At 61.7% G+C, this 11,850-nt stretch carries 13 protein-coding genes; 8 read left to right on the top strand and 5 right to left on the bottom strand.

All coding sequences use genetic code 11. The features are described 5' to 3' along the window. Positions 1-5: 5 nt before the first annotated feature. The 5 genes from AC1DK3_RS18630 to rpsF all read right to left on the bottom strand — a co-directional run bounded on the left by AC1DK3_RS18630 (position 6) and on the right by rpsF (position 4,174). Entirely contained in the window at positions 6-1,517 is a 1,512-nt protein-coding gene (locus AC1DK3_RS18630) for a replicative DNA helicase (RefSeq protein WP_477193728.1), read from the bottom strand. A 149-nt stretch (positions 1,518-1,666) separates the two neighbouring features. Continuing rightward, positions 1,667-2,239: a 50S ribosomal protein L9 gene (rplI, locus tag AC1DK3_RS18625; RefSeq protein ID WP_477193727.1), complete on the bottom strand. Its 573-nt coding sequence runs from the start codon at positions 2,237-2,239 to the stop codon at positions 1,667-1,669. 37 nt (positions 2,240-2,276) lie between these two features. Further along, a complete protein-coding gene (locus AC1DK3_RS18620; RefSeq protein WP_477193726.1) occupies positions 2,277-3,230 on the bottom strand; it encodes a DUF2232 domain-containing protein in 954 nt (317 codons plus the stop codon). 113 nt (positions 3,231-3,343) lie between these two features. Beyond that, positions 3,344-3,598: a 30S ribosomal protein S18 gene (rpsR, locus tag AC1DK3_RS18615; RefSeq protein ID WP_045836217.1), complete on the bottom strand. Its 255-nt coding sequence runs from the start codon at positions 3,596-3,598 to the stop codon at positions 3,344-3,346. 3 nt (positions 3,599-3,601) lie between these two features. Beyond that, positions 3,602-4,174: a 30S ribosomal protein S6 gene (gene rpsF, locus AC1DK3_RS18610; protein WP_477193725.1), complete on the bottom strand. Its 573-nt coding sequence runs from the start codon at positions 4,172-4,174 to the stop codon at positions 3,602-3,604. Between the two features lie 369 nt (positions 4,175-4,543). On the opposite strand from rpsF, the gene AC1DK3_RS18605 reads away from it, so the two are divergent. The 8 genes from AC1DK3_RS18605 to AC1DK3_RS18570 all read left to right on the top strand — a co-directional run bounded on the left by AC1DK3_RS18605 (position 4,544) and on the right by AC1DK3_RS18570 (position 11,849). Further along, positions 4,544-4,786: a hypothetical protein gene (locus AC1DK3_RS18605; protein ID WP_477193724.1), complete on the top strand. Its 243-nt coding sequence runs from the start codon at positions 4,544-4,546 to the stop codon at positions 4,784-4,786. Between the two features lie 150 nt (positions 4,787-4,936). Further along, positions 4,937-5,458 (top strand): VOC family protein, encoded by a 522-nt coding sequence (locus AC1DK3_RS18600; RefSeq protein ID WP_477193762.1) that lies wholly within the window; start codon positions 4,937-4,939, stop codon positions 5,456-5,458. A gap of 162 nt (positions 5,459-5,620) precedes the next feature. Further along, entirely contained in the window at positions 5,621-6,568 is a 948-nt protein-coding gene (gene fabD, locus AC1DK3_RS18595; protein ID WP_477193723.1) for an ACP S-malonyltransferase, read from the top strand. Positions 6,569-6,578: 10 nt separating this feature from the next. Beyond that, a complete protein-coding gene (gene fabG / locus AC1DK3_RS18590) occupies positions 6,579-7,325 on the top strand; it encodes a 3-oxoacyl-[acyl-carrier-protein] reductase (RefSeq protein WP_092869513.1) in 747 nt (248 codons plus the stop codon). A gap of 396 nt (positions 7,326-7,721) precedes the next feature. Then, on the top strand, positions 7,722-7,964 hold the full coding sequence (locus AC1DK3_RS18585; RefSeq protein WP_013215676.1) for an acyl carrier protein: 243 nt from the start codon (positions 7,722-7,724) through the stop codon (positions 7,962-7,964). Between the two features lie 135 nt (positions 7,965-8,099). Continuing rightward, on the top strand, positions 8,100-9,362 hold the full coding sequence (gene fabF / locus AC1DK3_RS18580; protein WP_477193722.1) for a beta-ketoacyl-ACP synthase II: 1,263 nt from the start codon (positions 8,100-8,102) through the stop codon (positions 9,360-9,362). Positions 9,363-9,646: 284 nt separating this feature from the next. Then, positions 9,647-10,867 (top strand): endolytic transglycosylase MltG, encoded by a 1,221-nt coding sequence (mltG, locus tag AC1DK3_RS18575; protein WP_477193721.1) that lies wholly within the window; start codon positions 9,647-9,649, stop codon positions 10,865-10,867. Between the two features lie 91 nt (positions 10,868-10,958). Next, positions 10,959-11,849, top strand: coding sequence for a YicC/YloC family endoribonuclease (locus AC1DK3_RS18570; protein WP_477193720.1), 891 nt, complete (start codon positions 10,959-10,961; stop codon positions 11,847-11,849). Position 11,850: the final 1 nt, after the last annotated feature.

The following is an 11,850-nucleotide window of genomic DNA, read 5'->3' as shown; positions in this document are numbered from 1 at the left end:
ATCACTTAACGCTCGGGCACCATATAGTCCCGAGCCAAATTGCCAAAGCGCGTGTATTGGCCTTCGAAGGCCAATTCGACCGTGCCGACGGGACCGTGACGCTGCTTGCCGATAATGACTTCAGCCTTGCCCGATACCAGGCTCATCTTGGTCATCCAATCGGCAAATTCGGGCGTTCCTTCGGCAGGCTTCGTGCGCTCGACGTAATATTCTTCGCGGAAGACGAACATGACGACGTCGGCGTCCTGCTCGATCGAGCCCGATTCACGGAGATCGGAAAGCTGAGGGCGTTTGTCTTCGCGTTGCTCCACCTGACGAGAAAGCTGCGAGAGCGCGATGATCGGTACGGCCAGTTCTTTCGCGAGCGCCTTGAGACCCGTCGTGATTTCGGTGATTTCCTGCACGCGGTTGGCGCTGCTGCTCGCTTTCGATCCGGCGAGCAGCTGGAGGTAGTCGACCACGAGAAGATCGAGGCCGTGCTGGCGCTTCAGTTTTCGCGCTCGCGCTGAAAGCTGCGCGATCGTGATGCCGCCCGTCTGATCGATGTAAAGCGGGATGCGCGACATCTCGGAGGCGACTTCGGAGAGCTTACGGAATTCGTTCTCATCGATCATGCCGCGGCGGATCTTTTCCGAGCTGATTTCTGCTTGCTCGGCGAGGATACGCGTTGCGAGCTGCTCGGACGACATTTCGAGCGAGAAGAAGCCGACGATGCCACCATCGGCTGTCTTGTTCGACCCATCCGGTTGGCGCTCGGCCCGGTAAGCCTTGGCGACGTTGTAGGCGATGTTCGTGACGAGCGCGGTCTTACCCATCGACGGACGGCCCGCGAGGATGATGAGATCCGACCGCTGCAATCCGCCGAGCTTGTTGTCGAGATCGGAGAGGCCGGTCGATGCGCCCGATAGATGACCTGCGCGCTGGAACGCACTGTTCGCCATCTCGACGGCGGTGATCAGCGCGGATTTGAACGACTCGAATCCCTTGCCGTACTTGTTCTGCTCGGCGAGCGAGTAGAGGCGGCTTTCCGCTTCCTCGATCTGTGACCGGGGCGGGTGGTCGACGGCGCTGTCGTAGGCGGTGTTGACCAGATCTTCGCCGATGATGATCAACGACCGGCGCGTCGAGAGATCGTAGACTGTGCGGCCGTACTCGGCGGCATTGATGATCGTCGTTGCGTTGGCTGCGAGACGGCCGAGGTATTGCGGCACCGTCATGTTCGCGTCGATCGGTTCGACGTTCTCGAAGAATGTTTTGACGGTGATCGGCGTCGCCGTCTTGCCGGCGTGAATGAGCGTCGCCAACGTTTCGTAGATTCGCCCATGCAGCGGATCGAAGAAATGTTCGGGAGACAGAAAGCCGGAAACGCGGTCGAGCGCCTCGTTGTTGACGAGGATCGCACCGAGGAGCGCCTGTTCGGCTTCGAGATTGTGAGGCGGTTGACGGAAGGTCAGCGCCTCGTCCGCCGACGACGCTTGCTTCAGCTTCTCGGTGTTGAGGAATGCGGGATTTGCCATGCGGGGAGGCTTAGCAGATTCCGCGTCGCATTCGCGGCCTGGGGACATGCAACCCGTAAAGCATCCCCGTTATCAACATGGCGCTCGGGAAGTGCTTGGCCGTGGGATTCGCGCCACGACCAAGCAACCCAGTGTTTATGCGTCTGCGCTCAGACTGATTCGTCGTCCGGACCAGCGCCGCCTTCGAATGCCGAGTCGGGATTGAAGGTTTCGAGCTCGAGCGCTTCTTCCTTCACGATCGCAACGTTTTCGCCACGGGCCTGCTTGTCGGCTTCGTCCTGCGAACGAGCGATGTTCAGATTGATCGAGGCGACGACTTCCGGATGCAGCTGAACTCTGGCGGGCGTCACGCCGAGCGCCTTGATCGGCTTGTCGAGAACGACCTGGTTACGGTCGACGGTGAAGCCGCCTTCGGTGATCACGGTCGCGATGTCGCGCGTCGAGACCGAACCGTAGAGCTGGCCCGTATCGCCGGCCGCGCGGATGAGCACGAACGTCTGGCCCTGCAGCTTGGCCGATACGGCTTCGGCTTCCGATTTGTGTGCGAGGTTATCGGCTTCGAGCTGTGCGCGGCGGCCGTCGAATACCTTCTTGTTGTCCTCAGTAGCGCGGAGCGCCTTCTTCTGGGGCAGCAAGTAGTTGCGAGCGTAGCCGTTCTTGACGTTGACGATGTCGCCCATCTGGCCGAGGCGGCCGATACGCTGGAGGAGAATGACTTGCATAGTTTGAAGCTCCTGTTGGATGCGTTGAATCAAATTGTCAGGTGGATGGTGTTTCAGGGGGCCGGCCGGCCGTTCGGTAGTGAAAGACGGTTTCCGCCAAGCCCGTGACTGCGAGGAGCAGACCGATGTAGGGGAGGAACACAAGGCCGGTGTAGAGAGCGGTTAGGATGAATGTCCGCCATGGCGAGCCGCGCGTCAGTGAATGAACGACTGCCAGGCCGACGAGAGCAAATGCGAACGTGAAAGGGGCTGCGACCGCCCCAGCGAAAAGTCCCGCGATCCCATCGACGAACGACAGTGCGATCGCGATCAGCAGCACGAACACCGCGCTCGCCGGCATCGTGAATGCCGCAAGATCCGGCCATGGACGTTGAAGGCGCCCCGAGGCGACCGTAATCCGTCCGGCGATCCACAGATTGAGCAGGATCGTTCCCATGGAGAGAAGACCCAGCGCCCAAGGCAACGATGACAGCGTCGAGCGCGTGATGGAATCGATCTCGCTCGGACCGATCGCGGGAGCGCCCGGCACCTGCGAGAGCTCGGTCTTGACGAAACTCTCGACGACGGTGCGCAACAACTTCGTCAGCGTCTCGACGTCGCCGCCCATCAGCATCAGCGCGAGCATCGCAAAGACAGCCGAGAAAATCGCGGCGGCAACGACAACGCGGCCGATCGGATACCATTGGCGTTCGTCTCCCTCTGTGCGGCTGAGGAGTGCGAGACGCGTGCAGACGACTGCAGGAGCCGCCGTGCTGATGGCGTAGACGAGGGCTGCGAGCGGATTGGCGATCAACAATACGATAGCGGTCGCGGTGATCGCAGCGATGCCGGCCGCAGCAGCGCCGAGGCCCAGCCCCGCCAGATAGATCGGGAGCGGCGTCAGCAGAAAGAGAATGATGCGGAGCAGGAAAGCGCCGGTCGTCGCAGACGCGAAGACCACCGCCGAGATCAATCCGGCGGCGAGGGCGAGTATGAAAGCTTTCGACTGCATTCGTTTGCTGTCCCGCGATCTGTGCGGTTAGAGCCAGATCCGGTTCCCCGTTCCGACCCAACGTATTGAAAGAAAGAGAGGCGGAGCGACAAGGGGCCGCTCCGCCTTCGGTATTACTTGATCACGTAAGGCAGCAGGCCGAGGAAGCGAGCGCGCTTGATGGCGCGTGCCAGCTCGCGCTGCTTCTTCGCCGAGACAGCCGTGATGCGGCTCGGAACGATCTTGCCGCGCTCGGAGATATAACGGCCGAGCGTACGGACGTCCTTGTAATCGATCTTCGGTGCGCCGGCGCCCGAGAACGGGCAGGTCTTGCGGCGACGTTGGAACGGACGGCGGGCTCCGCCGCCTGAAGAGGCGATTTCAGCCATTGGTTAGCCCTCCGAGCCAGGTGTGGAATCACGACGGGGTGCGGGCGCGCGGGGCGCTTCGCCTTCACGCGGGGGACGGGGACCGCGGTCGCCGTCACGCGGTGGGCCGCCGCCTTCACGGGGAGGACGCGACCGGAATGTGGAGCCGCCTTCGCGACCGCCGCCACCGAATCCGCGATCACCGCGGGGCGGGCCGCCACGGCCGCCACCGGGGCCGCCGAAGCCACGATCGCGATCACCGCGCTCGTCGCGATCCTGCTTGCGCATCTGGATGCTCGGCTCGGTCTCGAGTTCTTCGACGCGGACGGTCATGAAACGCATGACGTCCGTGTTAATGCCCATGCGCCGCTCCATTTCAGCGACGGCTGCAGGCGGGGAATCGATGTTGAAGAAGGCGTAGTGCGCCTTGCGGTTCTTCTTGATCTTGAACGCGAGGTTCTTCAGACCCCAGTATTCCTGCTTGGTGATCTTGCCCTGGCCCTCTTCGATGATGCCCTGGAATTCCTTCATGAGGGCTTCAACTTGGGCCTGGGTAATGTCCTGGCGCGCCAGGAATGTATGCTCATAGAGCGGCATACGGTTGGCCTTTCGGTTTGAGTTTCAACGTCTTTCGACGTCAGCTTTTCCGCCGGCGCAAAGCCCCAAAAGGCCGAGAAAGGCCAATCTGGTACCAAATAGGAGAAGACACTGGGGGACAGCGCGCGAAGCGCCCCTCGGGCTCGACCGGCCATTCAGCTGGTACAACCTAAGCCCCCGTTCAGCCTCCTGCCGACGGGAAAGCGGGCTTATACAGGAATTTGGGCAGAGGGCAACCCGGTCAGCGCCCCGCCACGAATGTCTATTTCTGCTCAATAGCCGCGTAACTGTCACCCGCCAAGCGCTGGAATCATGGCCTAGATGCGGTGCCGGGGGACGGTCCCGGCGCGTGAAGGGAGACGAGAAGACATGAAGTTTGCAGCCTATACCGAGGAAACGATCTGGGCGGTCGAGGACGACGAGGCGACCGCCAAAAGCGAAGGCGAGGCGTCGATGCAGGAAAACGGGGGATCGGATGTCGCAGCCCTCAAGGTCGCGCCAATCGATGATGACCTCGTGGAAGCCCTGGCCCAGGCCGAAGCGTCGGGCACCGACGTTCTCTTCGACCTGATCGACGGAGAGCTTTGCGAAGTCGAAACCGTCGAAGGCTGATCGGAGCCACTCTGCAATCCGCCTTCACATGGGCGCCGCGGTCTCGCGGCGCTTTTTTTCGGCGAGGGGAGAGCACCGGCGCCGAGCCTTGCCTTGGGCTCGCAGGCCGCCCATTTCCTGGCTCAGGATAATTTGGGAGCTTTACCCGTGATGGACGAGCCTCGCACGACAGCTGTTACGCCTTCGCCGATCGATAAAGGCGTCAGAATTGGTCACGTCCATCTCAAGGTCGCAGATCTCCAGCGGGCGCTTGATTTCTACTGCGGCGTGCTCGGCTTCGAGCTGACGCAGCGTTTAGGCAACCAGGCGGCTTTCATTTCAGCGGGCGGATATCATCATCACATCGGGCTCAATACCTGGGAAAGCCGAGGGGGCAGCGCGCCTCCTCGGGGTACGACCGGTCTCTATCATGTCGCCATTCTTTACCCGACGAGGGGAGCGCTCGCCGATGCGTTGCGACGGCTGATCTCGGCTGGCGTACGGCTTACCGGCGCCAGCGATCATGGCGTGAGCCAGGCCCTCTACCTCGATGATCCGGACGGGAATGGGGTGGAACTCTATTGGGACCGCCCGGAATCCGAGTGGCCGCGCGACGCCGCCGGGAATATCGCGATGTTCACCCGCGCCCTGGACCTGGACGATTTGCTGCGTGAGCCTGTCCCCGCGAAATAGCCCTCTGTTTTGTTTGCGCCCGGCGACTCCCCAAGAGGGGAGCCGGCCGCCGGGCGAAGACGTGCGTCTCTTGACACCGGGATGGCTCAGGTGGACTAAGGCCGCCAAATCTCGCCGTGGGGGTGCTTCCCGGCAATCCAGCACAAGGTATTTTTCCAAACGATGGCACGCGCATTCGTTTTTCCAGGGCAGGGCAGCCAGGACGTCGGCATGGGCAAGGCGCTGGCGGATGCTTTTCCGTCGGCGCGCGCCGTATTCGATGAGGTCGACGACGCGCTGGGTGAAAAGCTGTCGACGATCATCTGGGAGGGGCCGAAAGAAACCCTCACGCTGACTGAGAACGCTCAGCCGGCCTTGATGGCCGTCTCGGTCGCGGTCATGCGGGTTCTCGAGAAGGAGCGCGGCTTTTCTCTCGCAGACAACGTGAAGTTCGTCGCCGGGCATTCGCTCGGGGAATATTCGGCGCTCGCAGCTGCCGGAGCGTTCTCGCTGGCAGACGCGGCGCGGCTCCTCCGCCTCCGCGGGCTCGCCATGCAGAAGGCCGTTCCGGTCGGCGTGGGCGCGATGGCGGCACTGCTCGGCGTCGGGGTCGATGTGGCCGAGAAAGTTGCGGCCGAGGCCGCACAGGGCGACGTTTGCCAGGTCGCGAACGACAACGAGCCGACACAGGTCGTGCTCTCCGGCCACAAGACGGCGATCGATCGCGTGATGGAAATTGGGAAGGCGTTCGGCGTTCGGCGCGCGGTGCCTCTTCCGGTGTCTGCGCCCTTCCATTGCAAGCTTATGCAACCTGCAGCCGACGCGATGGCCGAAGCCTTGGCATCGGTTACAGTTCGCGCTCCTGCGGTGCCTGTCGTTGCAAACGTTCTGGCGCAGCCCATTTCCGACCCGGACGACATCAAAAAGCGCCTCGTCGAGCAGGTTACGGGCACGGTTCGCTGGCGCGAATGCGTCGCTGCGATGGCTGCGGCCGGGGTGACGGATTTCTACGAGATCGGCTCAGGCAAGGTTCTGGCCGGGCTCGTCAAGCGCACAGCGCCTAGTGCCAACGCGATGAGCGTTGGGACACCGGCCGATATCGATGCGGCGATCGCCGCACTCACTCAATAAGGAGATCTGAATGTTCGATTTGACCGGCAAGACTGCGCTCGTCACGGGCGCCACCGGCGGACTAGGCGCGGAGATCGCGCGAGTGCTGCATAAGGCGGGCGCTTCCGTCGCGATTTCCGGACGCAAGGTCGAGGCACTCGACGCTTTGGCGAAAGAACTCGGTGACCGGGTACACGTCGTTCCGTGCGACCTCGCCGATCGTGCAAGCGTCGGGAAGCTGGTCGACGAGGCGGTGAAGGCGCTCGGCGGACGGCTGGATATCCTGGTCAACAATGCCGGTCTCACCAAGGATAATCTCTTCATGGTGATGAAGGACGATCAGTGGGATGACGTCATCGCGGTCAACCTGACCTCGACGTTCATGCTCTGCCGCGCTGCCTCGCGCCACATGATGCGGTCCAAGACCGGGTACGGGCGCATCATCAACATCGCATCGGTTTCGGGCGTTTTCGGCAATCCGGGCCAGGGCAACTATGCAGCGTCCAAAGCCGGTATGATCGGCATGACCAAATCGCTCGCACGTGAAGTCGCGTCACGCGGGATCACGGCAAACTGCATCGCGCCCGGCTTTATCAAGACGGCGATGACGGATGTTCTGACTGAAAAGCAGAAGGGCGAGATCGCTCAAATCATTCCTGCGCAACGCTTTGGCGAGCCGCTGGACGTGGCAGCAGGCTGTTTATATCTCGCCTCGAATGAAGGCGGCTATATCACCGGCCAAACGCTCCACATCAACGGCGGCATGGCGATGGTTTGATGCAGCCTTGGGCATTGGTAAACGCCCAGAATGCCTGATTTATTGGCCTTGAGCCGGTCAGGCATTCTGATGCCGAATGGTGCGTCACCACGTACTTTGCATTGGTGCTGAAGTGTGTTAACGACACCACGGTTTTGAGGCGTCGAGATCGCGTCATCGGGACTGTGCGAAGCTGGGGACAACTCAGGGCCGTGCAAGTTAGAGACGATGCCGAGCGTTGAGACTCACGCTACGGCGACTAACGAAAAAAGACTTCTGAACGGGGCGAACCCCTATCCGAACAGGCTAAACTTCCCGTAAGTTGATATCCTGTCATGCGGCTTATAGCGGGTTCTGCAGGGCGAACAGGCGAGCAATAAAAGGCCGCCAAAAATTAGAAAGACACGAGGATTGACGATGAGCGATGTCGCAGAGCGCGTGAAGAAAATTGTCGTAGAGCATCTTGGGGTCGAGGCCGACAAGGTCACCGACAATGCAAGCTTCATCGACGACCTTGGTGCAGACAGCTTGGATACTGTTGAGCTCGTGATGGCATTCGAAGAGGAATTCGGCTGCGAAATTCCGGACGATGCTGCCGAGCACATCCTGACGGTCGGCGACGCCGTCAAGTTTCTCGAAAAGAACGCAAGCGCCGCTTAAAAAGCGCCGCCGTTCCTTTTCGTCCTTGGCGCAATTGCGTCTACCGGGCAGAATTAAGAGGGGGCTGGGCAACCGGCCCCCTCTACGCGCCCAGCGCCGATCGCAATCAATGCAACGGGAAATAAGAAAAAATCGATGCGCCGTGTCGTCATTACAGGAATGGGTCTCGTCACTCCCGTCGGATGCGGTGTCGAGGCCTCATGGTCCAATCTTCTCGCGGGCCAAAGCGGTGCACGGCGTATCGAGGAATTCGAAGTTTCCGACATAACATGTCAGATCGCGAACTTCATTCCGCGGGGCGCTGCGTCAGAGGGCAAGTTCAATCCCGATGATTGGATGGAGCCGAAAGAGCAGCGCAAGGTCGATGATTTCATCATCTATGCGGTCGCTGCTGCCGATCAGGCTATCGCGGATTCCGGTTTGAAGTTCGATACCTCCGACGCGCAGGAGCGCGCTGGGGTTCTCATCGGCTCGGGCATCGGCGGGCTTTCGGGAATTGCGGATACTGCCCTCCTGCTCAAGGAGAAGGGCCCGCGCCGCGTCTCGCCGTTCTTCATTCCGGGACGCCTCATCAATCTCGCCGGCGGCTACGTTTCGATCAAGCATCACTTGCGCGGTCCGAACAACGCGGTGGTGACTGCCTGCGCGACCGGTACGCATGCGATCGGCGACGCTGCGCGGATCATCGCGCTCGACGATGCCGATGTCATGGTGGCTGGCGGAACGGAGAGCCCGATCTGCCGTATCTCGATGGCGGGCTTTGCCGCTTGCCGCGCGCTCTCGACCGGCTTCAACGATGATCCCACAAAGGGTTCGCGGCCGTACGACAAGGACCGCGATGGGTTCGTGATGGGCGAGGGCGCCGGTGTCGTCGTCCTCGAAAGTTACGAGCACGCCAAGGCTCGCGGCGCCAAGATTTACGCCGAGGTTATCGGTTACGGCATGTCAGCGGACGCCTATCACATCACTGCGCCTGCCGAAGACGGCGACGGCGGCTACCGGTGCATGAAGGCCGCGCTTGCGCGAGCAGGCGTCGCACCAAGCGAGATCGACTACGTCAACGCGCACGGCACGTCGACGCCGATGGGCGACGAGATTGAACTCAAAGCTGTTGAACGGCTGTTCGGTAACAGCGCGGGGCGGCTTGCGATGTCGTCGACGAAGTCGGCCATCGGGCATCTGCTCGGGGCAGCTGGCGCGGTCGAGGCGATATTCTCCGTTCTCGCGATCCGCGATAACATCGCTCCTCCGACGCTCAATCTGGATAATCCATCGGTCGAGACGGCGATCGATCTTGTGCCTCACAAGGCACAAAAGCGTGATATCAATATCGCGCTTTCAAATTCGTTCGGCTTCGGCGGGACGAATGCGTCGCTCGTTCTCCGCCGCGTCGCGTGAAAGCTGCGGCGGGTACGGGTTTTTGCCACATTTTACGTTGAGCGTCCCGCGCGGGTGGTGGGGGATGGAGCAGCGCAATTCGAGGCAACAAATCTCGTACGCAGCGCTCTTTCAATGACGGTGCTCGCGGTATCATGAGTCAAAACAGAAAGCGGCCGGACGGGAACAGAACGTCTCGGACTGCTGGAGCTCGAAGCCCCGCCGAACGGTTAGAGCCGGGTCGCGCGCCGGGTCGTCCGCGCGGCGTCCAGGCCCGTGAGCCGTCGCGCGCCATTAGCGGGTTCGTGCGCGTCATCAGCAGCGTCCTGACGGTATCTCTCATCGTGATGGTGCTCGTCGGCGGAACAGCGTTCGCCATTTTCAATCAGTTCGAAAGTCCCGGCCCACTCGATGCGCCGCGCACCGTCGTGATCCCCAAGGGCGAAGGCCGGATCGCGATCGCCGAGCGCCTGGAAAAAGAAGGCGTCATCACCAATCGATGGACCTTCGTCGGCGGCTATCTGCTGCAAGGTTTCCTCGGCGGCCGAAAGACGAGCGAGCTTCGCGCCGGCGAATACGAAATCAAGGAACACGCCTCCATGCGGGAGGTGATCGATACGCTCGCCGAGGGCAAGTCGATCCTCTACAAGGCGACCTTACCTGAAGGCCTGACGAGCGAGCAGATCGTCGAGCGGCTCAAGGCCGAGCCGAACCTCAGCGGCGAGATCACGAGCATTCCCGCCGAAGGCACGCTGCTTCCCGATACTTATTATTTTTCGAAGGGCGCTTCTCGGAACGAGATCCTGGACCGGATGCGGGACGGGATGGAGAAGGTCATGACGGAACTCTGGGAGCAGCGCGATCCCGATCTCCCCGTCAGATCCGTCGAAGAGCTGGTGACGTTCGCCTCGATCGTCGAGAAGGAAACGGGTCGTCAGGACGAGCGCGATCGCGTGGCGGCCGTTTTCTACAATCGGCTGCGGAAGGGGATGCGGCTGCAATCCGATCCAACCATCATTTACGGCATCGTCGGCGGGCAGGGCGTTCTTGGCCGCGGCATCACGAGGGCCGATATCGATACCAAGTCGCCGTATAACACCTACCAGATCAACGGCTTGCCGCCGGGGCCGATCTGCAACCCGGGCAAATCCACGATCGAGGCCGCACTGCATCCGGCGAAAACGTCCGATCTCTATTTCGTCGCCGATGGTACTGGCGGCCATACTTTCTCGGAAACGCTGAAAGATCACAATTCGGCCGTCCAGAAATGGCGGGCGGTCGAGAAGCAGGCGAAAGCCAAGCAGGGGGCAAGCGACACGCCGGATCAGGACACGGGCACGGTTCCGATCCCTCAGGGGCCCGATTACGCGCCGAAGAGCCCAGCCACCACGAAGGGGCAGAAAGCCGCCAAGACCTCAGCTCCGGCGCCCTCAGCCAACGGCGCCGACGACGGGTCGGAAGCTCCGGTTTCTTCGGCGAATACGACGGACGTTCCCTTGCCCGTCCGGAAACCGAAGAAGCAATAGAGCGCACCTGATCACAACTCCTGTTGGCGGGGGCGGCGTGACCCGTTAAGTTGCGCGCCGCTAGCTCACCCCGTCGACGAGACCTTTCCTTATGACAATTTCCAGCATGACGGGATTTGCCCGTGTCGATGGCTCGGCCGATGGCTTGGCGTGGACGTGGGAAGCGCGCAGCGTCAACGGGCGCGGCCTCGACGTTCGGCTGCGCCTGCCGCCGGGCTACGAGGGGCTCGAAGTCGCCGCGCGCGACGCCGTTTCAAAGCGGTTTGCCCGCGGAAGCATTGCGCTCTCCCTCGCGCTCGAACGGCAGCAGGGCAACGGCTCCGTGCGTTTGAACGAACTCGTGCTCGCCGACGTGATGAAGGCCGCCGACCGGGTATCCGCGTTATCGGGTGCGGCGAAGCCCGATGCAGCACAGTTCCTCATGATCAAAGGCGTGCTCGAGACCGCGGATCAAGCGGTCGAGGACAGCGAAGTGCGTGCGGCTCGTGAAAGCGCGGTCTTGCGCAGTCTCGCGGCCACGCTCGATAAGCTTGCCGAAGCGCGGCGCGCCGAGGGCACGCGTCTCGCCGATATCGTTCGCGATCAGCTCGCTCAGATCGAACGTCTGGCGGGAGAGGTGCGTGCATCGCCTTCCCGGTCGCCGGAAGCCATCGTCGCGCGGTTGAAGGATGCGATGGCCCGTCTCTTCGAGACGACAGCCGCACTCGATCAAGACCGGCTCCATCAGGAAGYCATGCTCATGGCGACGCGTGCCGACGTCGAGGAAGAACTGCAACGGCTTGCCGCCCACGTCTCCGGCGCACGCGATATCATCAGCGAACCTGGGGCAGTCGGGCGGAAGCTTGATTTTCTGGCGCAGGAATTCAACCGCGAAGCCAATACGCTTTGCTCGAAAGCGAACGCGGTCGACGTCACCCGGCTCGGCCTGCAGTTGAAGACGGTCATCGACCAGCTTCGCGAACAAGTGCAAAATGTCGAATAGA

The sequence above is a fragment of the Hyphomicrobium sp. 01T421 genome (assembly GCF_056398805.1).
This window is presented reverse-complemented; position numbering and strand designations above follow the sequence as displayed.